General features: G+C 71.9%; 28 protein-coding genes. 13 read left to right on the top strand and 15 right to left on the bottom strand.

Annotated elements, in window-relative coordinates; translation table 11 throughout:
- The first annotated feature begins 44 nt into the window (after window positions 1–44).
- The 4 genes from H5965_RS19440 to H5965_RS19455 all read left to right on the top strand — a co-directional run bounded on the left by H5965_RS19440 (window position 45) and on the right by H5965_RS19455 (window position 4,496).
- Window positions 45–437, top strand: a complete 393-nt coding sequence (locus tag H5965_RS19440) for a VOC family protein (protein WP_310971445.1) — start codon at window positions 45–47, stop codon at window positions 435–437.
- A gap of 94 nt (window positions 438–531) precedes the next feature.
- Entirely contained in the window at window positions 532–1,281 is a 750-nt protein-coding gene (locus tag H5965_RS19445) for a 3-hydroxybutyrate dehydrogenase (RefSeq protein ID WP_310971446.1), read from the top strand.
- 34 nt (window positions 1,282–1,315) lie between these two features.
- Window positions 1,316–2,641, top strand: a complete 1,326-nt coding sequence (locus tag H5965_RS19450; RefSeq protein WP_310971447.1) for an MFS transporter — start codon at window positions 1,316–1,318, stop codon at window positions 2,639–2,641.
- Window position 2,642: 1 nt separating this feature from the next.
- Window positions 2,643–4,496: a GAF domain-containing protein gene (locus tag H5965_RS19455; protein WP_310971448.1), complete on the top strand. Its 1,854-nt coding sequence runs from the start codon at window positions 2,643–2,645 to the stop codon at window positions 4,494–4,496.
- Here the strand turns inward: H5965_RS19455 and H5965_RS19460 are convergent, their stop codons facing one another.
- The 6 genes from H5965_RS19460 to H5965_RS19485 form a co-directional block, all read right to left on the bottom strand.
- Window positions 4,497–5,450 (bottom strand): hypothetical protein, encoded by a 954-nt coding sequence (locus tag H5965_RS19460; RefSeq protein WP_310971449.1) that lies wholly within the window; start codon window positions 5,448–5,450, stop codon window positions 4,497–4,499.
- Between the two features lie 2 nt (window positions 5,451–5,452).
- The gene (locus H5965_RS19465) at window positions 5,453–6,169 is read right to left on the bottom strand and encodes an MBL fold metallo-hydrolase (protein ID WP_310971450.1); all 717 of its coding nucleotides are present in this window, start codon (window positions 6,167–6,169) and stop codon (window positions 5,453–5,455) included.
- A gap of 25 nt (window positions 6,170–6,194) precedes the next feature.
- Window positions 6,195–6,770, bottom strand: coding sequence for a Pycsar system effector family protein (locus tag H5965_RS19470; RefSeq protein WP_310971451.1), 576 nt, complete (start codon window positions 6,768–6,770; stop codon window positions 6,195–6,197).
- Window positions 6,771–6,778: 8 nt separating this feature from the next.
- Complete coding sequence (locus H5965_RS19475; protein ID WP_310971452.1) at window positions 6,779–7,705, bottom strand: hypothetical protein; 927 nt, start codon at window positions 7,703–7,705, stop codon at window positions 6,779–6,781.
- A complete protein-coding gene (locus H5965_RS19480; RefSeq protein ID WP_310971453.1) occupies window positions 7,698–8,594 on the bottom strand; it encodes a radical SAM protein in 897 nt (298 codons plus the stop codon). The genes H5965_RS19475 and H5965_RS19480 overlap by 8 nt, the downstream gene beginning before the upstream one ends.
- Window positions 8,595–8,779: 185 nt before the next feature.
- The gene (locus H5965_RS19485; protein ID WP_310971454.1) at window positions 8,780–9,973 is read right to left on the bottom strand and encodes a PHB depolymerase family esterase; all 1,194 of its coding nucleotides are present in this window, start codon (window positions 9,971–9,973) and stop codon (window positions 8,780–8,782) included.
- A 212-nt stretch (window positions 9,974–10,185) separates the two neighbouring features.
- Here H5965_RS19485 and H5965_RS19490 point away from each other — a divergent pair, with 212 nt between their 5' ends.
- Entirely contained in the window at window positions 10,186–11,502 is a 1,317-nt protein-coding gene (locus tag H5965_RS19490) for a 3-hydroxybutyrate oligomer hydrolase family protein (protein ID WP_310972010.1), read from the top strand.
- Here H5965_RS19490 and H5965_RS19495 read toward each other — a convergent pair.
- Window positions 11,489–12,451 carry a glycoside hydrolase family 6 protein gene (locus H5965_RS19495; RefSeq protein WP_310971455.1) on the bottom strand — a complete coding sequence of 321 codons (963 nt, stop codon included), beginning with the start codon at window positions 12,449–12,451 and terminating at the stop codon, window positions 11,489–11,491. The two genes, H5965_RS19490 and H5965_RS19495, sit on opposite strands and share 14 nt — an antisense overlap.
- 306 nt (window positions 12,452–12,757) lie before the next feature.
- Here H5965_RS19495 and H5965_RS19500 point away from each other — a divergent pair, with 306 nt between their 5' ends.
- A complete protein-coding gene (locus H5965_RS19500) occupies window positions 12,758–13,168 on the top strand; it encodes a hypothetical protein (RefSeq protein ID WP_310971456.1) in 411 nt (136 codons plus the stop codon).
- A gap of 65 nt (window positions 13,169–13,233) precedes the next feature.
- On the opposite strand, the gene H5965_RS19505 is transcribed toward H5965_RS19500, so the two are convergent.
- From H5965_RS19505 to H5965_RS19515, 3 genes are read right to left on the bottom strand one after another with little or no spacing between them, the layout of a single operon-like run.
- Complete coding sequence (locus H5965_RS19505; RefSeq protein ID WP_310971457.1) at window positions 13,234–14,214, bottom strand: hypothetical protein; 981 nt, start codon at window positions 14,212–14,214, stop codon at window positions 13,234–13,236.
- Window positions 14,211–15,458: an MFS transporter gene (locus H5965_RS19510; RefSeq protein ID WP_396136917.1), complete on the bottom strand. Its 1,248-nt coding sequence runs from the start codon at window positions 15,456–15,458 to the stop codon at window positions 14,211–14,213. The genes H5965_RS19505 and H5965_RS19510 overlap by 4 nt, the downstream gene beginning before the upstream one ends.
- Window positions 15,459–15,462: 4 nt before the next feature.
- Window positions 15,463–16,335: an alkaline phosphatase family protein gene (locus H5965_RS19515; protein ID WP_310971458.1), complete on the bottom strand. Its 873-nt coding sequence runs from the start codon at window positions 16,333–16,335 to the stop codon at window positions 15,463–15,465.
- Window positions 16,336–16,557: 222 nt separating this feature from the next.
- On the opposite strand from H5965_RS19515, the gene H5965_RS19520 reads away from it, so the two are divergent.
- Genes H5965_RS19520 through H5965_RS19550 form a run of 7 tightly spaced genes read left to right on the top strand, consistent with a single transcriptional unit; the run spans window position 16,558 to window position 20,935 of the window.
- Window positions 16,558–16,824, top strand: coding sequence for a hypothetical protein (locus H5965_RS19520; protein WP_310971459.1), 267 nt, complete (start codon window positions 16,558–16,560; stop codon window positions 16,822–16,824).
- Window positions 16,821–17,798 carry an FAD:protein FMN transferase gene (locus tag H5965_RS19525; protein WP_310971460.1) on the top strand — a complete coding sequence of 326 codons (978 nt, stop codon included), beginning with the start codon at window positions 16,821–16,823 and terminating at the stop codon, window positions 17,796–17,798. Before H5965_RS19520 ends, H5965_RS19525 begins: the two co-directional genes overlap by 4 nt.
- Window positions 17,795–18,346: a ferric reductase-like transmembrane domain-containing protein gene (locus tag H5965_RS19530; protein WP_310971461.1), complete on the top strand. Its 552-nt coding sequence runs from the start codon at window positions 17,795–17,797 to the stop codon at window positions 18,344–18,346. Before H5965_RS19525 ends, H5965_RS19530 begins: the two co-directional genes overlap by 4 nt.
- Entirely contained in the window at window positions 18,343–19,464 is a 1,122-nt protein-coding gene (locus tag H5965_RS19535; protein ID WP_310971462.1) for an NADH-ubiquinone oxidoreductase-F iron-sulfur binding region domain-containing protein, read from the top strand. Before H5965_RS19530 ends, H5965_RS19535 begins: the two co-directional genes overlap by 4 nt.
- A complete protein-coding gene (locus H5965_RS19540; RefSeq protein ID WP_310971463.1) occupies window positions 19,461–19,667 on the top strand; it encodes a ferredoxin in 207 nt (68 codons plus the stop codon). The genes H5965_RS19535 and H5965_RS19540 overlap by 4 nt, the downstream gene beginning before the upstream one ends.
- Window positions 19,668–19,709: 42 nt before the next feature.
- A complete protein-coding gene (locus H5965_RS19545) occupies window positions 19,710–20,453 on the top strand; it encodes a Sir2 family NAD-dependent protein deacetylase (RefSeq protein WP_310971464.1) in 744 nt (247 codons plus the stop codon).
- Window positions 20,450–20,935 (top strand): GNAT family N-acetyltransferase, encoded by a 486-nt coding sequence (locus H5965_RS19550; protein WP_310971465.1) that lies wholly within the window; start codon window positions 20,450–20,452, stop codon window positions 20,933–20,935. Before H5965_RS19545 ends, H5965_RS19550 begins: the two co-directional genes overlap by 4 nt.
- Here the strand turns inward: H5965_RS19550 and H5965_RS19555 are convergent.
- From H5965_RS19555 to H5965_RS19575, 5 genes are all read right to left on the bottom strand, one after another.
- A complete protein-coding gene (locus H5965_RS19555) occupies window positions 20,913–21,464 on the bottom strand; it encodes a YciI family protein (protein ID WP_310971466.1) in 552 nt (183 codons plus the stop codon). The genes H5965_RS19550 and H5965_RS19555 overlap by 23 nt on opposite strands.
- Window positions 21,465–21,466: 2 nt before the next feature.
- On the bottom strand, window positions 21,467–21,772 hold the full coding sequence (locus tag H5965_RS19560) for a MerR family DNA-binding protein (RefSeq protein WP_310971467.1): 306 nt from the start codon (window positions 21,770–21,772) through the stop codon (window positions 21,467–21,469).
- Between the two features lie 175 nt (window positions 21,773–21,947).
- Window positions 21,948–22,226: a hypothetical protein gene (locus tag H5965_RS19565; RefSeq protein ID WP_310971468.1), complete on the bottom strand. Its 279-nt coding sequence runs from the start codon at window positions 22,224–22,226 to the stop codon at window positions 21,948–21,950.
- A 203-nt stretch (window positions 22,227–22,429) separates the two neighbouring features.
- Complete coding sequence (locus tag H5965_RS19570) at window positions 22,430–23,941, bottom strand: serine/threonine-protein kinase (protein ID WP_310971469.1); 1,512 nt, start codon at window positions 23,939–23,941, stop codon at window positions 22,430–22,432.
- A gap of 160 nt (window positions 23,942–24,101) precedes the next feature.
- Window positions 24,102–25,067 carry an SDR family NAD(P)-dependent oxidoreductase gene (locus tag H5965_RS19575; protein WP_310971470.1) on the bottom strand — a complete coding sequence of 322 codons (966 nt, stop codon included), beginning with the start codon at window positions 25,065–25,067 and terminating at the stop codon, window positions 24,102–24,104.
- Between the last annotated feature and the right edge of the window lie 78 nt (window positions 25,068–25,145).

Raw genomic sequence — 25,145 nt, forward strand, 5'->3', positions numbered from 1 at the left:
TTGACCGCCATGCTGGCTCCAGAACCGCTTGAGAGGAGCACGACATGCTGCGAGGGATGGCCACCGTCACCTACTACGCCGAGGACCACGAGGCCGCGAAGGCCTGGTACGCGGAGTTGCTGGGGATCGAGCCGTACTTCAACGTTCCCGGGTACTCGGAGTTCCGGATTGGCGACTACCAGCACGAACTCGGCATCATCGACCGCAAGTACGCCCCCTTCACGCACACCGAGCCGGGCGGGGAGATCGTGCGCTGGCACGTCGATGACCTGGAAGCGACGTTCGCGCGGCTGCTGGAGCTGGGGGCGAAGGAGTACGAACCGATCATCGAACGCGGGCCCGGGTTCGTGACGGCGTCGGTCGTCGATCCGTTCGGCAACGTTCTCGGGATCATGACCAACGTGCACTACCTCGCGATCCTGGCCGACCGCTCCTGAGCCGGTCCATGTGGGCTCGCGCCACTGGATCTTGCCGAGGTGTGGTTGCCGTCCACATGGTCAGCGACCGGCGTCACGCTTACCGTTCCCGTCCATGACCAGCGATCTGGACGGGCGCACCGCCCTCGTCACCGGCGGTGCCGGCGGTATCGGCCTCGCCTGCGTCCGCGCCCTCGCCGCGGCCGGGGCCAAGGTGCACGTCGTCGACATCGACGAGCGGGGTGCCGAGGCGGCGGCGGCCGAGGTCGGCGGCTGGGCGCACGTCGCCGATCTCACCGATCCCGCGGCGATCGAGGCGCTCCCCGCCGAAGTCGACGTCCTGGTCAACAACGCCGGGATCCAGCACGTCGCGCCGCTCGAAGACTTCCCGCCGGAGGTCTTCGAGCGGATCCAGGCCCTGATGGTCACCGCCCCCTTCCGGCTCATCCGGCACACGCTCCCCGCGATGTACGCCCGGGGCTGGGGCCGGATCGTCAACATGTCGAGCGTCCACGGGCTGCGCGCCTCCGCCTACAAGGCCGCCTACGTCGCCGCCAAGCACGGGCTCGAAGGGCTCTCGAAGGTCGCCGCTCTCGAAGGCGCCGGACACGGGGTCACCAGCAACTGCGTGAACCCCGGGTACGTCCGCACCCCTCTGGTCGACGGGCAGATCGACGCCCAGGCCGCCGAGCACGACATCCCGCGTGCGGACGTCGTCGCCGAGGTGCTGCTCAAGCGGGCCGCGATCAAGAAGCTCATCGAACCCGAGGACGTCGCTTCCCTGGTGGTGTGGCTGTGCTCGCCGCACGCCGGCCACCTCACCGGGGCGTCCATCCCGCTCGACGGCGGCTGGACCGCCGCCTAGGAACCCGCACAACCACAAGGAAGTGGAGCCCGCAGTGAGCCAACCCCACCGGTCGGCGATCGCCAAGATCGTCGGCGCGAGCCTGATCGGCACCACCATCGAGTGGTACGACTTCTTCCTCTACACCTCGGCCGCCGCCCTCGTCTTCAACAAGCTGTTCTTCCCGACGGCGGACCCGCTCACCGGCACGCTGCTGGCGTTCCTGACCTACGCCGTCGGCTTCCTCGCCCGCCCGATCGGCGGCCTGGTCTTCGGCCACTTCGGCGACCGGCTCGGCCGGAAGAAGCTGCTGATCGTCAGCCTGGTGCTGATGGGCGGTTCGACCTGCCTGATGGGGGTCCTGCCGACGTACGCCACCGCGGGGGTCGCGGCGCCCCTGCTGCTCACACTGCTGCGGCTGGTACAGGGCTTCGCGCTCGGCGGCGAGTGGGGTGGGGCCGTCCTGATCGTCTCCGAGCACGGTGACGACCGCCGCCGCGGGTTCTGGGCGAGCTGGCCGCAGTGCGGTGCGCCCGGCGGGAACCTGCTGGCCACCGCCGTCCTGGCGATCCTGTCCGCGACGCAGTCGGACGCGGCCTTCCTGTCCTGGGGCTGGCGGGTTCCCTTCCTGCTCTCGGGTGTGCTGCTGCTGATCGGCCTGTGGATCCGGCTGGCCGTCGCCGAATCGCCGGTGTTCCTCGCCGCGCAGCGCCAGGCCGAGGCGCGCGCCGAAAAGCACGTCCCGGTCGTCGACGTCTTCCGCAAGAGCTGGCGGCAGGTGCTGATCACGATCGGCGCGCGGATGGCCGAGAACGTCTCCTACTACGTGATCACCGCCTTCATCCTGGTGTACGTCACGACCGGGCTGCACCTGCCGAAGGGCGTCGGCCTGACCGCGGTGCTCATCGGGTCGGCGGTGCACTTCGTGACGATCCCGGTGTGGGGTGCGCTGTCCGACCGGGTCGGCCGCCGTCCGGTCTACCTGTTCGGCGCGATCGGGATGGCCGTGTGGGGCTTCGCGTTCTTCGCGCTGCTGGACACGAAGTCGTCGGCGGTGATCGTGCTGGCCGCGACCGTCGGGCTGGTGCTGCACGGCGCGATGTACGGCCCGCAGGCCGCGTTCTTCGCCGAGCAGTTCCCGACGCGGGTGCGCTACACCGGCCTGTCGGTCGGCGGGCAGCTGTCGTCGATCGCCGCCGGGGCCGTCGCCCCGCTGATCGCCGTCGCGCTCTTCTCCGCCTGGGGCAGCACGGTGCCGGTGTCGCTGTACGTCGCGGCGATGTGCTTGATCACGGTGATCGCGCTGCTGTCCGCCCGCGAAACCCGTGGTGAGTCGCTGCACGACGACGTCGAGGCGGAGAAGGCGGTCGTTTCGCCCTAGCATGACGGCCGTGACCGCACCCTCGGACGCCCTGCGCCGGCTGCTCGACCTGCTCGCCTCCGGGGCGAGCACCGAGCAGCTGGCGCACGTCGTCGTGGCCGCCCGCGCCGAGGGCACCCTCGGCGCGGCCGACCTGGCCGCGCTGGCCAGCGCGGGCGAGCTGGCCCTGCGGATCCGCGAGACCCTGGCCGAACACCGGCGGCGCGAAGCCCAGCTCACCGCGTTGTTCGAGACCGCGAGCGAGCTCGCCGCGCTGTCCGATCCGGACACCGTGCTGCGCTCGATCGTCCGGCGGGCGCGGGCGCTGCTCGGCGTCGACGTCTCCTACCTTTCGCTGAACGACGAGGCCGAGAACAAGACCTACGTCCGGGTCAGCGACGGGTCGGTGTCGGCCGAGTTCCAGCAGATCGTGCTGGGCATGGGGGAGGGCCTCGGCGGGCTGGTCGCGCAGACCGCGCGGCCGTACGCGACGTCGGACTACTTCAACGACGACCGGTTCAAGCACACGCGGCACATCGACTCCGGCGTCGAAGACGAGGGCCTGACCGCGATCCTCGGCGTCCCGCTGGCGATCGGCCCGAAGGTGCTGGGCGTGCTCTTCGCGTCCGACCGCGCCACCCGGGAGTTCTCCGCCGACGAGGTGGCGCTGCTGTCGTCGCTGGCCGACCACGCGGCGATCGCCCTGGACAGCGCGAACCTCCTCGACCAGACCCGCCGCGCGGTCGCGGAGCTCAACGAGGCCAACGCGACGATGGAACGCGCCGAGGACGCCCACGACCGGCTGACCGACCTGGTGCTGCGCGGCGGCGACCTGCCGGACGTCGCCGACGCGGTCGCGGCCGTGCTGCACGGGAGCCTCACGGTCTACGACGCCGACGGCACGCTCCTGGCGAGTTCGGCGGACCCGGTCGCGCTCGACCCGGACGCGCTCGCCGCGGCCCGCACCACCGGGCGCGCGGTGTCCACAAAGGACAACTGGGTGTGCGCGGTCCAGGCGGGCCCGGAACTGCTCGGCAGCCTGGTGCTGGCCGGCCGAGCGGGGTTGAGCGACCCCGACCGGCGGCTGTTCGAACGCGCCGGCGTCGTGACGGCGCTGCTGCTGATGCTGCGGCGATCGGTGGTGCGCGCCGAGGACGAGGTCCGCGGCGAGCTGCTGACCGACCTGCTCACCGCGCCCGGCCGCAATCCCCGGGCGTTGCTGGCCCGCGGCCGCCGGCTGGGCATCGACCTGTCGGCCCCGCACGCGGTCCTGGTCGCCCACGCGGACGGCGGCTCCCGCCGGCGTGTGGCGAGCGCGGCCGCCCGGCACGCGACGCTGGTCGGGGTGCACGCGGAGGAGGTCGTGCTGCTGGCGACCGGCGACCCGGACGAGCTGGCCCGCCGCATCGCGGCCGACCTCGGCTCGGCGACCGGCCGCCCGGTCACGGTCGGCGCGGCGGGCCCGGCGAGCGGGCCATCGGCGATCGCGGAGGCCCACGCGGAGGCGGCCCGCTGCGTCCGGGCGCTGCTGGCCCTGGGCCGCAGCGGTGAAGGCGCGGCGATGGCGGGCCTCGGGTTTCTCGGCCAGCTCCTCGGTGACCGCGCGGACTTGGACGCGTTCGTCCGCCAGACACTCGGCCCGGTCCTGGACTACGACGAGCGCCGCGGCACGGAGCTGGTCGCGACGCTGCGGGCGTATTTCGCGAACGGCGCGCAGCTGGCGCGGACGAAGGACGTGCTGCACGTCCACGTGAACACGGTGGTGCAGCGGCTGGAGCGGGTGGCGTCGCTGCTGGGAGAGGACTGGCAGGTGCCTGATCGGGCGCTGGAGATCCAGCTGGCCCTGCGCCTGCACCGGCTCGCCTCGCCGCGGTGACTACCCGGGCAGCAGCTCCGGGAACGTTCCGGGAAGCTGCGCCAGTCTGTCGGCCGAGCAGGTGATCCGGTAGTGGGCAGTGGTCCCCAGGGCCGCGCGGACTCGCTCGGGTCGCTGCTCGGCGGACTGGGCTCCCAGCGCCGTCATCGCCAAGTGGACGAGACCGGGACCGTACGCCGCGGACAACCCGAAACCGGCGGCGGTGAACCACTCCGCGGTCGAGCCGCGGGCCACCGCGAGCACTCCGGGCTTGGCTGCCTTTTCGTAGCTCACCAGCAATTTCGCGGCTGTGTGGCCCGAACATCGCGTTCCGCTCACCTCGGCGACCGACTGGACCGTGTACTGAGCTCTCGGTTCGCCGTCCTGGCGATCTGTGGTTCGGGACAACGGCCGGTCCGGCAATGGGCAGCCGGCCGGCGACCAGCCGGCACGCACCGCCATGAGTGCCGGAAAGCCAATGGCGCGGAGCGGCTCGCCCGGCAGCAGCATGCATTGGTCGTTCGCCACGATCGTGAGGCCGGACGCGGCGCAAACCCGGACGGCCGTCGTCTTCCCCGCTCCTCTCGCGCCGGTGATGAGAATGCCGTGTCCGTCGCTGTCCACCACGCCCGCGTGGCAGTTGACGCCGCCCAAACCCACCAAGGCGACCTTGAAAACGGCCCGGACCACGGTGATCACGCGTAGGACGGTCGTCGTCGCGGTGTCGCCGCGGTGGATCAGCACCCGCCGTCCGTCGAGACGCCGATATCGCGTTTCGGTGTCATCTGTGGCAGCTTCTCGAGGTTCCACGATTTCCAGGCGGGGGACTCGGCCCGGGACGGTGTCCGCTTCCACTGCCCAGTACGGCTCGACGAGAGCGGACAGCAGCGGCTGCTCCTCGGCCTGCAGCCCCTGGACCTCGACGGCCGGGGAGTCCGATTCCGCCAAGGCGGCGATGCGCAGGCGACTGCCCATGGCTACAGTGAAACGCAGTCACCGTCCGCGGGCACCCGGACACCCGGCCATTCGCGTTCACGGACCTGATCGCTCAGGTGTGTCGCAATGATCCGCGTGTCCGGATACTGTCCGGCGAGCTCCACCAGATCCGACATTCCCATATGGCCGCCGCGAGGCTCCGCGAACGAGCCATCGAGTACGGCGGTGGCCGACTTGGAGACAATGTGGTGGACACCATCGCACAATTCCGAGTCGCCGGAAAATCCGGCCGCAACAACGTCGTCGTGGACGAGGTAACCAAAGGCGGGAGCGATGGAATGAACGACGGGCACAGCTTGAACCGTATATCTGTCCACCTTCAGTTCGCCGCCTTCATTCGGCCACTCGTGAAAGACGACGCGTGAATTTTCCCGCACTTTTGCCCATGATTCCGGGTAGGCCATTTTGAAGAGTGTTTCGACGCGTTCTTCGAGGCCGTTCGGGCCCGCCAGGTGGAAGTCCTGCTCCTGCACCTGCCGCAAGCCCAGTTCGAGAAGGAGGAAGACGACATCGAAGTAATGGTCCGCGTGGAAGTGGCTGATCAGGCAACCACGGAGTGATCCGGGGCTTACCGAGCACCGGCGGATGGCTTTCACGGATCCGTTCGGGACGTCGACGAGGAGCCGATCGTCGATCAACGTGCACGCGCTGAGGTGCGGCGTGAGGATTGAACCGGTTCCGACCAGGCGCAGCTTCATTCGCGGGGCAGCCTTCCGATAGCGATCACGGGAAGAAGATGAAGAACACTTGTTGTACTGCGAGTGTGGCGACGAACATGGCGACCGCCGCGGTGAGCCACCGGTGGGCCTTGCCCAGGGCGTCATACCGGGAGCGCAGGTTGCGGGAGAGTTCGACGGCTTGGACGGCCAGTTCGTGAACGTATTGCTCTTCGGTGAGTTCGACGAACTTGCTGTGGGCCTCGTCGGGCTGCAGATCGACGAAGGTCCCGAAGAACAGGATGTGCTTGCGGCTTCGCTTCGACCTCGTGCGCTTCGACAATTTCTTGATCACGTTGAGGTCTTCGATCAGGGCCAGCGCGGCACAGATCAACGCGGCGAGACCGAGCAGGCGCACCGGAACGCGCGTGGCCGGGCTGACCAGGAAGATCTGGATCACCAGGACGATGACGCCGGACGCGGCCGTGGCGCAGATCGTCGACTTGGTCGTCAGCTGGTTCCGTCGGTGCTCGAAGGTCTGGAGGACCAGCTGCCCCACTTGCACCGGCAGCGCTTCCGGAGCCGCCGGCTGTTCGGCCGGAAGCTCCGGCTGACGCCGCTTGAACAACACCACGTCACCCACTCGTTCGATCACCGCCGCGGCCCGCCGGCGACCACGAGCTCCGCCAGCAGGACCTCCACCAGGTCCGCCACCCTTCGTGCACTTGAGCACCACTCGTCATCCGTCCGGTCGGCGAGTACTGCTCGTGTGTCCGGTGAGCCCTTGGCGACGCGGTAGCGCACCAAGGCCTTCAAACAGACACTCAACAGGAAGATGGGCCAGGATGCCACCCGGCCCCGGCTTGCGAAATCCCGTTCGATTCGCTCGATCACGTCAGCCAACCCGAGCGCCAGCGCGTCCGCATAGAGGGATGCCAGCTCGGTGAAGCCGGGTGCGCTGCGCGCTCTCCGTTCCGAGAAAACCGGGTCGATCAATACCACCCGGTCGGGCAGAACGAAGATGTTGGCGGCATGCAAATCGCCGTGGACGACCGGCCGCCAGCCGGCGCCGGACAGCGTCGACAGCAGCCGGCGACCGACGTCCAGGAGGTGGTCGGCAAGCGCGGCGAGCGTATCCCCGCGAAGGAGTGCTGCCTGTTTGCCGAGGTTCTCGAGCAGGTCGACGCCGGAAAGCTCGGCAGGGAGTGGTGCTGCGTTCGAAACCGCCTGTAGATATGCCACACGGGCGATGACGCGGTCGAGCTGGGCGAGGTCGAACGGGCCGGCGTCGAACAGGTCCAGCAACCGCTTCTCGCCGGGGAGCCGTTCCATGGCCAGGACCGCCCGGTCTGCCGAAGCCAGTTCGGCCACGTGATACCGGCATTCGAGGTCACCGTATCGAGCGAGCCAATCGTGCCGGCGTCGGCTTCGTTCCAACGGTTCGAGGGTAAACATCTTGAAGACTCGGGTTCTGGTGAACGCGAGGACGCTCGCGGACCGGTCGACGAGTCTCTCGACGTGCTCGCCCGACTGGGCGGCGACGTGTTCCTCGAAGGCGGCCCGCAGTTCCTCAGCCATGGAGGTACGCCCTGGACTGGGCGTCGAACAGGCGGGAGGCGATGCCGATCAAGTCGGCTGAATGGAAGACGCTGCCGCGCCGGACGATCCCGGTCGGCTCGCCGCTGAAGAACTCGCCGTTGCCCTTGACGATGCACAGAGTGGTGTCGGATACGGTCTTCAGCTCGCGGACGTCGATGCCGAGTTCCTTGCCCACGGCCACCTCCTCCGCCAGCACAGCTTCCACGATGTCGGCCGGCACGCTCAGTTTCTCCCAGGTGACCTTGGCCTGGCCGCGCCGGACGAGTCGCTGCAACCGCACGTGGTGCACACCCATCGCGGCGAGCCAGCGCACGGTGCGGTCGACCGAATCGAGGTTGCGTGCCGTGATGAGCACGCTCACCCGCACCCGGGCGCCGGTCTCGACCAGGCCGAGCAGGTTGTCCACCAGCACGTCGTGCGGGACACCCGGCCGGCACCGGCGGAAGACGTCGGCGTCGACGGAGTCGAAGGACAGGTCGAACCAGTCGAAGGCCGCGGACAGGGCCGGGATGTCCATGGGGAACATGCCGCTCGTCCGAAGCAGTGCGCCTGCGCCGCGTTCTCTGACGAGCACGCCGAGTTCGCGCAGGTCCTCCCGCAGCAGTGGCTCGCCGCCGCCGAATCCGAATCGCGCGGTGCCGTGCTCGAGAAGTGCTTCGATGACGGCCTTGAGCGAGCTCGTCGGCCAGTCCCGGTCATGCTCTTCGATGAGGCAATACGGGCACTTGCCGGGGCACCGGTTCGTGGGTTCGAAGCACACGCTGAGCAAACGCGGTCGGACGTCGCCGCCGAGAACCACCCGATCGAGGTCCGGGAGGTACCTCAGCCGAAGCTGTTCGCTCTCGCCGGCACACACGTTGCCCCTCATGCGCTTCTCCGTCCCGGGCGAGCTCGAAGGTGAGCCATGCTATCCGGCGCCGGAGCGGGGAAACCAGGACTGACCGGACGAAGTCCCGGATATGTCAGGGAACTGGCCGGGAATTGGCAGGAGGACACCGAGCATTCCGGCGAAGAGACCGGGGCTGCCCATGCGGGCTGAGCAGCCCCGGAGCGTCAGCACTGCCCGTCGGCGAGTACCCAGTAGCCCGGGGACGTCTCCCGCAGGGCGTGGATCGTGAAGGTGTTCCACAGCCCCATGGCCTGGTTCGAACCGTTCGCGTACGTCTGGCCGCCGCTCTGGTGCGCGCGGCCCGCCTGCGTGTGGGCGTAATTGCTCGCGTTCACACACGTTCCCGGCTGCGCTGTGGTGGTAGTGCTGGTCGTCGTCGTGGGCGGCGGCGTGCCCGATCCGTTGTCCAGACCGAAGAACACGCCCGTGTAGTAACTGGAGCAGATCCCGGCCAGGAAGTACGCGCCGGTGCTGCCGCACTGGGTCGAGCCGGTCCCCGGGTCGACCGCGGTGCCGTGGCCCATCCCCGCGATCGAGTACAGCTGCACCTTGTCCGCATACGTCGTCAGCGTCGTTCCGCCCGGCAGGGACTGCGTGCTCGTCGGCGTCTGCGCTACACCGTGCACCGCCGTCCACTGGTCGCGCAGTTCGGTGCCGTTGACCGGGGCGACCGTGTAGTCGCCCGCGCCCTGCCAGATCGCGACGCGCGGCCACGGCCCGCCGTAACCCGGGTACTGCGCCTTGACCTTCGCCGCCCACTGGGCCGGGGTCAGGTGCTGGTCGTTCTGCTGGCAGCCCGACGCCTGCGTGATGCTGGTGGCGCACTGCGCGGGCAAGCCCGCGTTGATGCCACCCCCGGCGAAGACGTCCGGATACGCGGCCAGCAGGTCGGCCGCCATCCCGCCGCCCGCCGACAAGCCGGTGACGAAGACGCGCGCGGTGTCCGAGCCGTGGTCGGCGACCGCCTTGTCCACCATGGACTTGATCGACGCCGCTTCGCCCTTTCCGCGCGTGTCGTCGGCCGGGTCGAACCAGGTGAAGCACTTCAGCGAGTTGTTCGCCGTGGACGTCTGCGGGAACACGACCTCGAACCGCCAGCGGTCGGCCAGTTCCGGCCAGCCCGAATGGGCGTAGTAGTCCGCGGCGCTCTGCGTGCAGCCGTGCAGCGCGACGACCACCGGACGGCCGGTCCCGAGGCCGGCGGGGGTGTAGGTGTACATCGCCAGGTTGCCGGGATTGGTGCCGAAGTTCGGCACCTGGACCAGGGACGACGGCGGCGGGTCGGCGGCGGCCACCCCGACGGTGGTGAGCACGGCGGCGGTGATCGCGGCGAGGCCGGCGAAAGCGAGCTTGCGCATGGTGGGCTCCTTCTCGTCGTTGAGAGGGTCCTCAGCGACGCTAAGGCGGCTCCGCGGTCCGGACCATGTGTCCGCCCACCACATCGGCTCGCCGATTCATGGTGGCCGGCGGGATGGCTCGCGGCCGCGGCACGCGCTTGGCTGGGGACCTCGGAGACCGGAGGTGAACCGTGCGGGGTTGGCTGGTTTGGGTTCTGGCGGGCGCGCTCGCGGTGGCGCTGCCCGCGCCGGCGTCGGCTTCGGCCGGGCGGCACTGCTCGGCCACCGTGCCGGGCGCGCAACAGCAGGTCGCCGCCTGCCTGGACGACCTGACGACGACCGGCACGCTCGCGTCCGGGCACACCGTCGAGGCGGACTGGGCCGGGCTGACGTCGGCGGGGCTGCCGACCTTCGGCGCGGTGCCCGGCGTGCAGGTCGACGGCTACTTCCCGGACACCTCCACGGCGAACACCAACCACGGCTGGAACCACGACGCCCAGTTCGTGCTCCGGCTGCCGGACCGGTGGAACGGCGGCCTGGTCGTCTCCGGCTCGCCCGGCGTCCGCCGCCAGTACGCGAACGACCGCGCGATCGGCGACCAGGCGCTCGCGGAAGGCTATGCCTTCGCCGCGACCGACAAGGGCAACACCGGCGCCGCGTTCTTCACCGACGGCGTCCGGCCGGGGGACGCGCTGGCCGAGTGGAACTCGCGCGTCACGCAGCTGACGCTGGCCGCCCGCGCCGCCGCGACCCGGCACTACGGCCGTCCGGTGACGAAGACCCTCGCGGCCGGGCTGTCCAACGGCGGGTACCTCGTGCGGTGGCAGCTGGAGAACCGGCCGTGGCTCTACGACGGCGGCGTCGACTGGGAAGGGACGCTGTGGCGGGCCGACGGGCCGAACCTGCTCACGTTCCTGCCGCCGGCCCTGCGCGCGTACCCGGCCTACGCGGCGGGATCGGCAGCGGCCCACCAGTCCATTTTGGACGCCGGGTTCGCGCCGGGGTCGGAGTTCCTGTGGGACTACCACTACCGCGTCTACTGGGACCTGACGCAGCGGATCTACCGCGAAGAGGTCGACCCGTCGTTCGACGGCCCGCTCGAGGCCGGTACCCCGTTCTGCGCCTCGGGAACGCCGTCGTGCGACGCCGACTACGCGTATGCGTCCCGGCCGCGGTCCGTGGCCCGGGCGGTCGAGCGAATCTCGCTGACCGGCCGGATCGGCAAACCGCTGCTGACGCTGCACGGAACGCTCGACACGCTGCTGCCGATCACCCGCGACTCCGACGTCTACGACCGGATGATCCGCGACTCGGGGCGCGGGGCGCTGCACCGGTACTACCGGATCGAGGGCGGCAACCACGTCGACGGGCTGGTCGACGCCTACCCGGACCGGCTGCGCCCGCTGGGCCCGTGCTTCCGGACGGCGTTCGACGCCCTCGGCGGGTGGCTGCGCGGCGTACGCCCGCCGGCCTCGGCGACGATCGCCCGCCCCGCCGGGGCGACCCCGGCGGAGCTGGCGACGGCGTGCGACCTGGTCAGTCGCCCTTGATCAGGTGGTCGGCCAGGCTCGGGCCGAACGTGCCCGCCGGGATGCCCGAACCGTGGCCGCAGCTGCCGTCGGAGTCGCCCGGGACCTTGATCCACAGCTGCATCTCCGGGCCGCCGCCGAGCTGGGACGTCGCGCCGAGCTTGCGCTTCGGCGGGTTGCACCACAGCTTGTCGTCGGGGTTGCCGTGGCCGTTGCCGTTGCGGCTGGTGTCGACCACGAACGGCGCCGCGTAGCCCAGTGCCGCGTCGACCGCCTTGCCGTAGGTCGTCGACTCGGCCGTGGTGTAGAAGTTGGACACGTTCAGCGCGAAGCCGTGGACGGACTGCACGCCCACCTGCTTCAGCCGCGCGGCCATCGTCGCGGCCGGGATCCAGGTGGCGTTGCCGCCGTCCAGGTAGGCCCACGTGTTCCGGGCCTTCTGCGCGAACTGCATGGCGGCGAACTTCAGCAGGTCGATCCGGGTCTGGCGGGCGTCGCCGGGCAGGCAGTCGAGCTGGGCGAGCGCGTCCGGCTCGATGATCACGAGCGCCGGCTTGCCGCCGATGCCGTCGGCGAACGCGGAGATCCAGTCGCGGTAGGCCTGCGGGCTGCCGGCGCCGCCGGTCGACTCGCCGCCGCAGTCGCGGCCGGGGATGTTGTAGGCGACCAGGACGGGCAGCTTGTCGGCGACATCGGCGGCGTAGGTGTAGGAGTCGGCGGCCGCGCGGATGTCACCGCTCCAGTTGCCGAACCAGCGCGCGCCGGGTTTGGTCGCGATCGACGTCCCGATCGGGCCGGCCAGGCTGTCGTTCGGGTGGTCGCGGACCCACCCGGCCGGGTTGGAGTCCGGGTCGGCGTAGAAGCCGTTCGTCTTCTCGAGCGGATTGCCGTCCGCGGCGAGGGCCGGGGACGCGGGGGCGAGCCCGGGGAGCGCCAGCGTGGCGGCCACGAGCCAGGTCCGGATGCGCATTTCCGGAGTTTGCCGCGGCGGTGTACACGAATCGTACAAAAATGCGGTGAACCGGATCGAACCTGCGTCCGTACTACTGGGTGAAGGGCGCGGTCTACCTGCCGCGGAACCACGCCGAGCTGCAGTTTTACCGTCCGGACGGCCGACCCCGTTCGGCCGCTTGCGGGAGCGTCGACCGTCATTCATGATGGCTGCGGGGTCCGCGAAAATTCGTTGAAGTCGAATATCCAGGTGTCGGCCATGCTGCGGAAGAACCGTCCGTCCGGAAGTGAACGTCATGCTCCTACCTGTGCCCGGGGCCGCCTGATGGCCGTCGACCTGCCGGGCCTCGCGATCGTCGCCGGGCTGCTGCTGCCGGCCTTCGCCGCGGCGGCCTGGGCGATCAGCCTGGAACGGCGGCGGCCCCGCCGTCGGCCGGCCGCCGCCGACCCCGAGCCGGACTTCACCGTGGCCGGGATCCAGTCGCGCCTGCGGCGGGAGCACGCCACCCGGCGGCTGGCCGAAGCGGGCACGGTGGCCCTGCCGACGCTGCCGATCCCCGCGCAGACCCGCCGCGAACCCGCGATGACCCGGCTGCCGTCCCGCGTGGCCGGCATCCTCCCGCCGCCGGCCCCGCGCCCGGCGACCGCGGGGGCCTCGGCGCCGCGGTTCGCCTTCGCGCCCCCGGACACCGACCTGATGCGCCGCATCCTCGACGGGCTGCGCAAACTGGACTAGCCGTTGCCGCGAATGAGTCATTCGCGACCTCCGGGGCCGCGGCTGCACCCGGGAGGCGCCGGCGATCACGGTCCCAGCGCGGCGGGCGACTCGGCGTCCGGGATCAGCAGCCGGGGCGCGCCCGAGCCGTCGGCCGGGACCGACCAGACGTCCGCGTGGCCCGGGCCGCGGGGCAGGCCGTAGCCGATCGTGTGGCCGTCGAGCCAGGCCGGCTGGTCGTCGACGCTGCGGGTCTCGGCCAGCGGCGTCACCTTCGAAGCCGCGAGGTCCAGCACCGACAGCCGCCACCCGCGCGCCGGGTCGCCGTCCACAGCGGACTTGAACGCCACCCGCGTCCCATCGGGGGACAGCGAAGGGCACTCGACGTTCTCGCGCAGCGTGCGGATCGTGTGCGCGGCGAAGTCGCCCGCGACCAGGTAACGGTGGCCGGACGTCGACATCGTCGCGTAGAAGTGGCGGTCGTCGCGGGTGAACGTGACGCCCCAGAAGTTGAGGTCGGCCGCCTGGTACGGCCGGCCGTCGAGGGTCACCGCGTAGTCCTCCAGGGTGCCCGCGAGGTCGCCGGTCGCCGTGTCGAGGATGCCGGCGCGGGTGGAGAACATCCCGCCGTTGTAGGAGTCGCCAGTGACGAACACCGTCCACGCGAGCATCCGGCCGCTCGCCGACACCCGCGCCCGGTTCGGCAGCCCGACCAGCGGGATCTCCCGCCGCACCGCCAGCGCGGTGTCCAGCACCGCCAGCTGGTAGGTGGTCAGGTCGCCGTCCTGGCGCAGGCAGAGCCCGGTGCCGCCGGCGGCGTACACCCGCGCGCACGACAGCGGCGACACCGTCCGCGGTCCGCCGGGGTCGGTGGCGGACACCGTGGCGACGTGCCCCCGGTCGGCGTCGGCGGTGCTGCGGAACAGCAGCCGCGGACCGGGGGCGAGGCTGACCGCGCCGGTCGCGGTGACGTCGTGGCCGCGCGCGCTCGCGAACCCGACGTACGCGACCGCGGCTCCGGCGAGCACGAGCACGCCGACGACCGCGATGAGGATCCGCGTCTTCACGCCTTCACCTTCCGCAGTACCGCGAAGGTCGCCGCGATCGCGACCACGGCTCCGCCCGCCGCGACGGCGATCGCGCGATCCGCGCCCCAGAACTGCCAGGCGAGTCCGAACAGGACGGACGAGGCGAAGTACGCCAGCGCTTGCGCGGTCTGCACCAGCGAGATCCCCGTGGTGCGCAACGACTCCGGCAGCAGCGGGCCGGCGAGGGCCATGAGGACGCCGTCGGTCGCCGCGTAGAACGCGCCGTACAAGGCGAGCGACAGCGCGAACAGCGGCCACCCGGTCACCGGCCCGGCCAGCAACAGGTAGACCAGCGCGAGCGCGCCGTACCCGCCGAGCACCACCGGCAGCCGACCGACCCGGTCGGCGAGCGCGCCCAGCGGCGCGGCGAGCAGCAGGTAGCTGAGGTTCGTGCCGACGGCGAGCAGCGGGAACCAGCCGGTGGCGATGTCCTCCTTGTGCTGCAGCAGCAGGTAGACGAACCCGTCGCCGACCGTGGCCAGCCCGAGCACGCACGCGGCCACCAGGAGGCGCCGCACGCCGCTGCCGCGCAGCAACGCGGCCGCCGCCCGCGGCGAGACCGGCGTCGCGGTGGCTTTCGGCGTGCGGCGGTCGCGGACGAACAGCACCAGCAGCAGCACGCCGATCGCGGCGATGCAGAAGCTGACGACGAACACGGCGTCGAACGCCTCGGGGTCGGCCGCGCCGACGGCGGCCAGCACGGCGAGCGCGACCAGCGGCCCGGCGAACGCGCCCATGCTGTCCATCGCGCGGTGCACGCCGAACGCCCGCCCGAGCAGCGGTTCCGGGGCCGACAGCGTGATCAGCGCGTCCCGCGGAGCCGTCCGCAGACCCTTGCCGGTGCGGTCGAGCGTGATCACCGCGCCGATCGCCGTCGCCGACGACCCGGCCACGAGCAGGCCGAGCTTCATCACCGCGGACAGCGCGTAGCCGGCGCCGGCCACGACCTTGCGCCGCCGGACCCGGTCGGCGACGTACCCGCCGGCGATCCGCAGCAGCGCCGTCGCGCCGGTGTAGAGGCCGTCGACCAGGCCGTACGCGGCGGGGCTCAGGTGCAGGCCGAGGACGAGGTACACCGGCAGGACCGCGGTGACCATCTCGGAGGAGACGTCGGTGACGAGGCTGACGGCACCCAGCGCGAAGACGTTCGCGCCGACCGCCGAGAGCTTGCGCCGGGACACCGTCCCGGCGTGCTCTCGGCGGCCGATGGTGGACAGGTACACGTGGTTACTGCCAGACGTCGAGGATCGGCGACTTGCTCGCGGCGTTGCCGATGCCGGGCAGGCCGTACGCCGCCTCGATGGTGCGCAGCACCGTGTAGTGGTTGATCGTTTCGCTGTAGCTGCCGACCTTCACGTTCGCGCCGGTGAAGGTGGTGAAGATCTGGTTGACCGAGGTGTTGCTGTCCTCGTCGAACGTGGTGATCAGCAGGCTGTTGTGCGTCTTGGCCCACTGGGCGTAGGCGTCGAGGTTCTTCTTCAGCCACGTGTCGCCGGTGCCGATGCTGCAGTCGTGCATGTCGTTGCACATGTCGGGGGTCACGAAGGCGACGGTCGGCAGCTGGGTGAAGTCCGAGGGGAAGCCCGAGAACCGGACGTTGCTCGCGGCGGGGACGTTGGAGAAGTCGACCCAGCTGTTGTGCTTGCGGCGGTAGGTGCCGCTGGAACAGCCGGTGTAGCCGTCCGAAGGCATGGCTTCGGAGTAGCCCTTGAAGGTCTTGCCCGCGTCGATCAGCTGACGGCCGAGGTTCGCCTTCGCGCCGAGGTTGGCCGGGCAGCTGTCGTCGGTGACGCCCTGCGTCGCGCCGGAGAAGAGGGCGACGTAGTTGGGCTGGCTCGGGTGGGTGATCGCGAACGAGTTCGTGAACTTCGCGCTCTGCGAGGCGAGGGTGTTGAAGTAGGGCGCGCTGGAACTGCCGTTGATCGAGGAGTACTTCTTGTTCTCGAACATGACGAGGACGATGTGGTCGAACGCCGGCACGGCCGCGGCGGTCGGCCGGACGGCGGCCGGCTCGCCGGTTCCGGTGACAGCGGCGGTGACCGCACCGGCGGTGACCAGGGCGGCCGCGGCGAACGCGGCGAAGATCCGCTTCCGGATCATGGGTCCTCCAGCACTGAGGGGGTGGGCGCCTCATGGTGCCCACGGCAGGGGACCGGTTCGTGAGGTGCTGTGGTCCGGTTCGTGAACACCAGGAAACCTCCGGCGGACAACGGAAAGAGTGGGTGAATGGCTTTCCGGTGTCAACCTCCTTTGGTTGGTGCGCCAGGGCTTTGACAGGTCGTTCCCAGCTCGTTCAAAGGAACGGCGCCGACACTCGGTGCCATGGAACCCACCACCCCGGCCGGACCCGCCCGCCGCGAGCAGGGACGCCGCAAGGCCGCGCTGGCCACGGCGGCCGCCGCGGTACTGGGCGCGGCCGCAGCAGGCGCCATCGGCTTCGGCCTCTCGACGGCTTCGGCCACGACCTCGGATTCGACCTCCACTTCCGATTCCACCGACTCGACCGGCTCCCAGGACCAGCTTCAGGCGCCCGACAGCGGCTTGAGCAGCGGATCCGGCCACGCGCACACCGGTTCGGGGGCGTCATGACGACGGCGTTCCCGGCCCTGGGCACGACGGCCGAGCTGATCGTCACGGATCCCACCCGGCTGGGGGAGGCGGTCGCCCTGCTGCGGGAGGAACTGGCGGCGATCGACGCGGCGTGCAGCCGGTTCCGGCCGGACTCGGAGATCTCGCGGCTGCACGAGGCAGCCGGGCGGGAGGTCCGCGTGGGGCCGTTGCTCGCGGAGGCGCTGAAGGTGGCGTTGCGCGCGGCGCGGCTGACGGACGGATTGGTCGACCCGACGGTGGGGGCGGCGGTGTGCGCGCTGGGCTACGACGGTGATTTCGCTTCGGTTGCCGCTGAACGGAACACCGCGGCTTCGGAGGTCGCGAATGACTCATTGGGGACCTCCGAAGTCCCGAATGAGTCATTCGCGACACCGGCGGCTCCCGCGCCCGGCTGGCACCGGATCCTCTTCGACCCCGCCCGGCGGCTCGTCGTCCTCCCTCGGGGCGTGCACCTCGACCTCGGCGCGACGGCCAAGGCCCTCGCCGCCGACCGGGCCGCCCGGCGGATCCACACCACCACCGGCTGCGGAGCGCTGGTGAACCTCGGCGGCGATCTGCGCGCCGCCGGGCCGCCGCCCGACGGCGGCTGGCAGATCGCGCTCGGCGACGACCACGCGGACGCCGTCACCCGGCCGGCCGCCACCGTCGCCCTCCACCGTGACGGCGCGCTCGCCACCTCGGGCACCACCCGGCGGCGCTGGCGCCACGGCGGCCGGACCGTGCACCACATCGTCGACCCGCGCACCGGCGACATCCCGGAAGCGCGCTGGCGCACGGTCACCGTCGCCGCGAAGTCCACTGTGGACGCCAACACCGCGAGCACGGCGGCGATCGTCCTCGGCGGCGCCGCACCCGGCTGGCTCGAGCGGCGGAACCTCCCCGCACGGCTGGCCGGCGTGGACGGCGACGTCGTCACGACCCCCGGCTGGCCCGCGGAACGGGCGGCGGCATGAGCTCCGCGGTGTGGTACTTCAGCCGCGCGACCGGGCTCGTCTCGCTCGTGCTCTTCACCGGCGTCGTCGTCCTCGGCGCGCTCGGCGCCGGGCGGTTCGCCACGCGGGAATGGCCGCGGTTCGCCGTCGCCGCCGTGCACCGGAACCTGGCGCTGACCAGCCTGGCGTTCCTCGCGGCGCACATCGCGTCGGCCATCCTCGACGGTTACGTCTCGCTCGGCTGGCTCGACGTCGTGATCCCGTTCGGCGCCGGTTACCAGCCGCTGTGGGTCGGGCTCGGCGCCGTCGCGATCGACCTGCTGCTCGCGATCGTCGTCACCAGCCTGCTGCGCACCCGGCTGCCGGCGCGGGCCTGGCGCGCTGTGCACTGGCTGGCCTACCTGTGCTGGCCGGTCGCGCTGGTGCACGGCTTCGGCATGGCCGAAGACGACGCCGCCTACGGCTGGATCGTCGCGCTCGACGTCCTGTGCGTGCTGGCCGTGCTCGCTTCGGCGGGCTACCGCGCGACCCACGCCCGCAAGTTCGCTGCCCTGGGAGGCACCCGATGAGCATCCTGCCCCCGCACCGGCTGGACCTGGCCGGCCACCGGCGCCGCAACGGCGTCGTGCCGTGGGTCGCCTACCACGGCGACGACGGCCGCGACCGGCTGATCGCCGCCGTCGAAGCGGCGGACCTGCGCGGCCGCGGCGGCGCGGGCTTCCCGACGGCGGTGAAGCTGCGCGCGGCGCGGTCGAACCGCTCGGTCGTCGTCGCGAACGGGTGCGAAGGCGACCCGCTCAGCCGGAAGGACGTCGTGCTGCTCACGCTTTCGCCGCACCTCGTGCTCGACGGCCTGCAGCTCGCCGCCCACGCGACCGGCGCCCTCGAGGCCGTGCTCTGTGTGCACACCGGCAGCCCGGCGCTGCCGAGCGTCGGCGCGGCGCTCGGCGAACGCGAAGACCGGGTGCCGGTGCGGGTCGCGGAGGTCCCGCGCCGCTATGTCGCCAGCGAGGAGACCGCGCTCGTCCGGTACCTGACGTCGGGGGACGCGCGGCCGCTGGGCAAGCGGCCCCGGCCCGCCGAACGCGGCGTGCGCGGGCGGCCCACCCTGGTGTCCAATGTGGAGACATTGGCGCAGCTGGCGTCGGTGGTCCTGCTGGGGCCGAACCATTATCGCGCGTCCCGGACCGACCTCGTCACGGTGACCGGCGCGGTCCGGCGGCCCGGCGTCGTGGAGGTGGCCGAGGGGACGTCCCTGGCGGGGGTGCTGGCCGCGGCGGGCGGCGAAGCGGAACCGGTGCAGGCGGTGCTCGCCGGCGGAACGTGGACCGCGGACCTCGGCTCCGGCCTGTCCGGGATCGCCGCGGTCTACGCGCTCCCCGCGCGTGACTGCGGGCTGGCGTACACGGCGAAGGTGCTGGCGTTCCTGGCGGCGGAGTCGGCCCGCCAGTGCGGGCCGTGCACGTTCGGCCTGCCGTCGATCGCGGCGGACTTCGCGGAGCTGGTCCGCGGTGGCCCGGCGACGGCCCGGCTGGCCCGCCGCCTCCCGTTGCTGACCGGCCGCGGCGCGTGCGCCCACCCGGACGGCGCGGCGCGGCTCGCGGCCAGCGCGTTGGCGGTCTTCGACGCCGACGTCCGCACCCACGAGGCCGGCGGCCGGTGCCGGATCCCGGCGGGTGTCGCATGAAGGTGACAGTGGACCCGATCGGGTGCAGCGCGCACGGGTTGTGCGCGGACCTCCTGCCGGAACTGGTGCGCCTCGACGAGTGGGGCTATCCGGTGGTGGCGCCGGGCCCGGTGCCGGCGGAACTGGTGGCCGAGGCGCGGCGCGCGGCCGCGGCGTGCCCGGCGCTGGCGTTGCGGCTGCGGAAGGACCGAGAGGCGCGATAATCCGGTCGTGCCGCCGTCCGCGAGCCGTTAGCCTCCGGCACCATGGACGGCAAGCTCATCGACCGGATCCGCGGGGCCCGGCGGGTCGCCGCGTTGACCGGCGCGGGCATCTCCACCGCGTCCGGGATTCCCGACTACCGCGGCCCCGATGGCGTCTGGACGCGCACGCCGAGCGCGGTGAACGCCTTCACCCTCGAGAACTTCATGGCCGACGCCGGCGTGCGCCGCGAATTCTGGCGCGCGTACCGGGGGCACGCCGCGTGGCGCGCCGAGCCGAACGCCGCCCACCGCGCGCTGGCGGAGCTCGACAGCGCGGGCGTCGCCGTCCGGGTGCTCACCCAGAACGTCGACGGCCTGCACCAGCGGGCCGGGCTCGCCGAGCGCAAGGTTCTCGAGCTGCACGGCAGCGTGCACACCACGCGGTGCACCGGCTGCGCGGCCGGGTTCCCGACCGCCGATGTCCTCGAAGCGGGCGAGGACGACCCGTCGTGCCGGCACTGCGGCGGGATCCTCAAGCTCGACGTCGTCCTTTTCGGACAGTTGCTCGACGGCGGAGTCCTCGGGCACGCGCGGAACATCGCGGCGGCGAGCGGCCTGTTCTTCGCGATCGGCAGCACGCTGCAGGTGGAGCCGGCGGCGTCACTGTGCACGGTCGCCGTGCGGGCCGGGGCGACGCTGGTCGTCGTCAACCGCGACCCGACGCCGTACGACGACGATGCCGCGTTCGTGCTGCGGGACGACATCGAGGCCGTCGTCCCGGAACTCTGCGCGGCGGTGCGGCCGTGATCCGCGAAGCCCGCGCCGAGGACTGGCCCGCCATCTGGCCGATCATCCACGACGTCGTCACCGAGCGGCAGACGTTCCCCTACGACCCGGCGATGACCGAGCGCGACGCCCGGGAGATGTGGCTGCGCGACCCGCCGGCCCGCGTGGTCGTCGCCCTCGACGGCGACCGGGTGACCGGCACGGCGAACATGTACGCCAACCGGCCGGGGCCGGGCAGCCACGTCGCCTCCGGCAGCCTGATGGTGGCGAAGGAGGCACGCGGCACGGGTGTCGGGCGGGCGCTCACGACGGACCTGATCGCTTGGGCCCGGCGGAGCGGGTTCGCGGCGATCCAGTTCAACGCGGTCGTCGACGTGAACGTGGCCGCGGTCCGGCTGTACGAGAGCTTGGGGTTCGTGACGCTCGGAACGGCGCCCGGAGCCTTCCGCCACCCGGTCGCCGGGGACGTCGGGCTGCGCATCATGTGGCTGGACCTGCGGTGACCCGCCCGCCGAACCGCCAGGTGTGGACTTCGACGGCGGCGTACCGGTCCGCGGTGAGGACGGTACGCGCCGCGGTGGGAGCGGCCGCTCTGACCAGCGCGGCGGTGCCGAGCCAGGTGGCGCCGTCGTCGGACAGGAGCGGTCCGTAGGCGATGAGGTCGTGCCCCTCCGGGCGCCCGACGTCGGCGGGTGGCCCCTCGGCGAGGCCGAGGACCAGGAAGCCGGACGGCTCGCCGGGGGACTCCCACATGGTGGTGCCGAGGGTGTTGCGCCACCGGCGCAGCAGGACGTCGCGGTAGCCCCCGGCCTGGTAGGTGGGCTCGTCGAAGGCGAACGCGCGGGCGGCGGCCGGGTCCGGCAGGTCGAGGACGTGCACACTGCCGGTCGGGGTGCCGTCGGCGGCCAGCGTCGGGCCGCGGGCGATCATCCGGTCGGCGAACCGGTCCAGGTACGACCAGTGCGCTTCCAGCGTTTCCTGCCGCAGCGCCGAAGACCCGGGGCGGTCGCGGTGGTAGCAGAAGAACTCCACGCTCAGGCTCCGCCGCCGACCAGCCGGCAGCAGCCGGCCCGGCAGTCCGCCAGGCTCTCCGCCGCCTTGGTGCGGACGCGGTGCAGTGCGGCGATCCGTTCGTCCAGCCGGGCGACGACCGCCTCCAGGCGCCGGCGCTCGGTCTCGCAGGTGGCGTCGCCGGTGTCGTGGGCGCGCAGGGCGTCGGTCACCTCGTCGAGGGTGAAACCCACGTCCTGCAACGCTTTCGCCGAACGGATGCGGTCGGCCGCCGACGCGGGGAACACCCGGTAGCCGCTGGGGCGCCGGGCCACCTCGCCGATCTTCACGGGCTTCTCCCTTGACTCTGGAGTCAGGTCCAGACTCTAGGCTCGAAACGTCCTTGTCGACAAGGAAGCTGACATAGACATCGCCGTCGAAGACGGGCAGGTGTGCTGGGACGTCGCCGTGCCCGATACCGAAGCCGGCGAAGCGGTGCTCGAGGACTTCTACGCCCTCGCTTGATCAATCGGATTCCGGCAGTTCTTCGGCGAGGATGGTGTCGATCTTCCGGCTCGCGGTCCGCAATTTCGCCACGCCCGCGACGAGCAGCACGAACGCGGCGGCGGGCACCGCCAGCAACGCGGGCGGCCACCCGAGCGCGAAGACGGCACCGGCGCACAACACGGCCGTGATCAGGAAAACTGCCCGGCCGGCGACCCGCGGCCACGCGGGACCCGGCTTGGCGTGCCGGCCGCTCGGTGTGCGGAAAACCGGCCGCGCGAGGGCAGCGTGGACACTCATTCAGACCTCCGGGGGATGCTCGTCGAACCGGCCGGGAGGGGATTCCCGGCGGCGGCACCGTGGAGTGAGTCGGCCCGGACCGGCCTTCGGTTACCTGCCGTTATTGGTTCGAGTCCCAATTCACGGAATCGAATTACCCGCCATTCCCGGCCCTTTTCGGCACCAGGGCCGTTGGACCCGGATTCGCGCGCCGGAGGTCCCGCTCACGAGTCGTGGCCGGGACCCTTGCCCTTGGTCTTGCCGGGCGGGTCGGTCTTCGGGGGCTTGCCGGGTGGCTTCGCCGGCTCCTCGTGCGGGCTGTCGTGCGTCACGGCGGCGGGTTCGAGCGACGCGGCTTCGCTGGTGCCGGGCTGCGTGCCGGAGCCGCCGGTCCCGCCGGGCCGCGACGTGCCCGGCGCGGAGGTCCCGGACTCGGCGAGAGGGGTGGACGACGAGGGGGTGACGGAAGGGGCGGGAGAGTTCGCGGCGGGCGGCTGCGCGGGTGAACCGGTCCCGGTTTCGTGCTGGGTGAGAAGCAGGGCGGCCACGGCCGCAACGGCGGCGACGCTCAGCCCGGCCACGGCAGCCAAGCGCCGGCGCCCCGGGGCGCCGAGTTCGCCTCGCGCCGGGCTGAAGCCCGCGGTTGCATCGGGCCCTACAGCGCCGAGTTCGCCTCGCGCTGGGCCGTGGCCCACCGCCGCACCGTGTCCCGTGGCGCCGAGTTCGCTTCCCGCCGCGCCTGCGCCCGCCGCCGCATCGTGGACCCCGGCGCCCAGCTCGCCTCGCGCCGGGCTGAAAGCCTCCGTCACGTCGGGCGGCCCCGCAGCCGCACCCGCCCCGGCGGCAATTCCCGCGTCCGGGCGGCGGCGCCAGCGGGGGCTGCGCTGCGTCCTGCTCCACGGCAACGTCGGCGGCGGCGCGTGCAGCATGTCCAGCACCTTCGCCGCCGTCGGGCGGTCGGCCGGCTCGCGCTGCGTCATCCGGCGCAACGTGTACGCCAACGTCGCCGGTGCGTCCTCCGGGATGCGGGGTGGTCTCGTCAGCCGGGCCATGGCCGCCTCGACCATGGTGCCCGGGTACTCCCGCTGGCCCGTCAGGCATTCCAGCAGGATCAAGCCCAGCGCGTACACGTCCGCCGGCGGGCCGGCCGGCTCGCCCGACACCTGCTCCGGCGCCAGGTACGCCGCCGTGCCCGGGATCAGGCCCGTGCCCGTGATGTGCGTCGTGTCGAGGGCGTGGGCGATGCCGAAGTCGCCGATCAGGGGACCGTCCGCGGACAGGAACACGTTGGCCGGCTTCAGATCGCGGTGCACGATGCGCCGCGCGTGGACGTGGGCCAGTGCTTCGGCGAGCCCGTCCGCCAGTGCCGTCACGTCCGCCGCCGGCAGCGGGCCGCCCAGCAGGCGCTCGGCGAGGTTCTCGCCCTCGACGAGCTGCATGACCAGGTACGTCCGGCCGTTCTCGGTGCCGCTGTCCAGCAGCGCCACCACGCCCGGGTGGCTGATGCTGCCCTGGATCGTCATCTCGCGCAGCCGGCGCCGCTGGTCGAGCGCCACCGCGTCGCGGTCGTAGATCTTGACGGCGACCTCGCGGGTCAGCCGCACGTCGTAGGCTCGGTACACGCGGGCCGTGCCGCCGCTGCCGATCAGCCTGCCGACTTCGTAGCGCCCGCCCAGCAAACCCGGCGGCCGCTCGTCGTCGAGGGCGCTGCGCGGGGTGATGGTGAACTCACCCATCGCGTAACGGCCACAGGTGACCTCGGCCCCGTCGTCAGTCGGCGGGCGCCCCGTTCTCCCGGCTTCGTCGGCCACGGGCGCCAGGTACCCCGGCTCCGTGACCGGCAAACGTCGGAAGATCACGAAGAAAGTATCGTCCGGGGGCCCGCCGACGTGACAGTCAGGGCCGTGCGAACGCGTCCACGCCCGTGAGCTGCGCCGACAGCGTCCACAGGCGCGCGGCCTGCTCGCGGTCGACGGCGTACCGGCGGACACCCGAAGCCGCGAGGCCCTCGGCGTCCTCCGGCGCGAGCTCGGCGACGTCACAGTCCTCCAGGTACAGCCCGCCGAGCCCGGCCAACTGCGGCGAGGTGGCCGCCCAGACCGTGGTCGCCGCGCCCTGCTCGGGCGTCTTGAACTCCATCAGGTAGTTCCCGGCCTCGTCGATCCAGCCGCGTTCGATCATTTCCGCCCGCGGCAGGTGCCGCTGCAGCGGCGTCATGATGCCGCCCGGGTGCAGCGCGAACGCGTGGACACCCTTCTCGGCGCCCAGCCGGTCGAGCTGCACGGCGAACAGCACGTTCGCGGTCTTGGCCTGCCCGTAGGCTTGCCACTTCTCGTAGCCGGTCTCGAACTGGACGTCGTCCCAGCGGATCGGGGAGTAGTGGTGGCCGCGCGAGGACAGCGAGACCACCCGGGCGCCCTCGGCGATCGCCGGCCACAGCCGGTTGACCAGCGCGAAGTGGCCGAGGTGGTTGGTGGCGAACTGGGCCTCCCAGCCCGGCCCGACCCGGGTCTCCGGGCAGGCCATGATGCCGGCGTTGGCGATGAAGAGGTCGATCTCACGCCCGGTCGCCAGGAACCGGTCGGCGAACGCGCGGACGCTCTCGAGGTCGCCCAGGTCCAGCTCGCCGACCTCGGTGTTCTCGATTCCGGCGAGCGCTTCCTCGGCGGTCTCGCGGCGGCGGGCCGGGACGACGACGTGGGCGCCGGCGCCGGTCAGCGCGCGGGTGGTTTCGAGGCCGATCCCGGAGTACCCGCCGGTGACGACGGCGAGCTTCCCGGTGAGGTCGGCGCCTGCGACGGCTTCGGCGGCCGTGGTGGTGGCGCCGAAGCCCGAACCGATCTTGTGCTGTGCGGTGGTCATGGCTCCGACGCTACGAGCTGGAGTGCGCTCCAGCGCAAATCGCGGCCGGGGCCGAATCGGGGGACAATCGGGAGCGGA

Origin of the sequence: Amycolatopsis sp. 505 (assembly GCF_031625235.1) — a bacterium.
Taxonomy (GTDB): Bacteria; Actinomycetota; Actinomycetes; order Mycobacteriales; family Pseudonocardiaceae; genus Amycolatopsis.

What these genes read in the sequence shown, in the direction of transcription:
- H5965_RS19440 (WP_310971445.1), top strand. Translation starts at nt 45, where the DNA reads ATGCTGCGAGGGATGGCCACCGTCACCTACTACGCCGAGGACCACGAG.
- H5965_RS19445 (WP_310971446.1), top strand. Translation starts at nt 532, where the DNA reads ATGACCAGCGATCTGGACGGGCGCACCGCCCTCGTCACCGGCGGTGCC.
- H5965_RS19455 (WP_310971448.1), top strand. Translation starts at nt 2,643, where the DNA reads ATGACGGCCGTGACCGCACCCTCGGACGCCCTGCGCCGGCTGCTCGAC.
- H5965_RS19460 (WP_310971449.1), bottom strand. Translation starts at nt 5,450, where the DNA reads ATGGGCAGTCGCCTGCGCATCGCCGCCTTGGCGGAATCGGACTCCCCG.
- H5965_RS19465 (WP_310971450.1), bottom strand. Translation starts at nt 6,169, where the DNA reads ATGAAGCTGCGCCTGGTCGGAACCGGTTCAATCCTCACGCCGCACCTC.
- H5965_RS19475 (WP_310971452.1), bottom strand. Translation starts at nt 7,705, where the DNA reads ATGGCTGAGGAACTGCGGGCCGCCTTCGAGGAACACGTCGCCGCCCAG.
- H5965_RS19480 (WP_310971453.1), bottom strand. Translation starts at nt 8,594, where the DNA reads ATGAGGGGCAACGTGTGTGCCGGCGAGAGCGAACAGCTTCGGCTGAGG.
- H5965_RS19485 (WP_310971454.1), bottom strand. Translation starts at nt 9,973, where the DNA reads ATGCGCAAGCTCGCTTTCGCCGGCCTCGCCGCGATCACCGCCGCCGTG.
- H5965_RS19495 (WP_310971455.1), bottom strand. Translation starts at nt 12,451, where the DNA reads ATGCGCATCCGGACCTGGCTCGTGGCCGCCACGCTGGCGCTCCCCGGG.
- H5965_RS19500 (WP_310971456.1), top strand. Translation starts at nt 12,758, where the DNA reads ATGGCCGTCGACCTGCCGGGCCTCGCGATCGTCGCCGGGCTGCTGCTG.
- H5965_RS19515 (WP_310971458.1), bottom strand. Translation starts at nt 16,335, where the DNA reads ATGATCCGGAAGCGGATCTTCGCCGCGTTCGCCGCGGCCGCCCTGGTC.
- H5965_RS19520 (WP_310971459.1), top strand. Translation starts at nt 16,558, where the DNA reads ATGGAACCCACCACCCCGGCCGGACCCGCCCGCCGCGAGCAGGGACGC.
- H5965_RS19525 (WP_310971460.1), top strand. Translation starts at nt 16,821, where the DNA reads ATGACGACGGCGTTCCCGGCCCTGGGCACGACGGCCGAGCTGATCGTC.
- H5965_RS19530 (WP_310971461.1), top strand. Translation starts at nt 17,795, where the DNA reads ATGAGCTCCGCGGTGTGGTACTTCAGCCGCGCGACCGGGCTCGTCTCG.
- H5965_RS19535 (WP_310971462.1), top strand. Translation starts at nt 18,343, where the DNA reads ATGAGCATCCTGCCCCCGCACCGGCTGGACCTGGCCGGCCACCGGCGC.
- H5965_RS19540 (WP_310971463.1), top strand. Translation starts at nt 19,461, where the DNA reads ATGAAGGTGACAGTGGACCCGATCGGGTGCAGCGCGCACGGGTTGTGC.
- H5965_RS19545 (WP_310971464.1), top strand. Translation starts at nt 19,710, where the DNA reads ATGGACGGCAAGCTCATCGACCGGATCCGCGGGGCCCGGCGGGTCGCC.
- H5965_RS19565 (WP_310971468.1), bottom strand. Translation starts at nt 22,226, where the DNA reads ATGAGTGTCCACGCTGCCCTCGCGCGGCCGGTTTTCCGCACACCGAGC.
- H5965_RS19570 (WP_310971469.1), bottom strand. Translation starts at nt 23,941, where the DNA reads ATGGGTGAGTTCACCATCACCCCGCGCAGCGCCCTCGACGACGAGCGG.
- H5965_RS19575 (WP_310971470.1), bottom strand. Translation starts at nt 25,067, where the DNA reads ATGACCACCGCACAGCACAAGATCGGTTCGGGCTTCGGCGCCACCACC.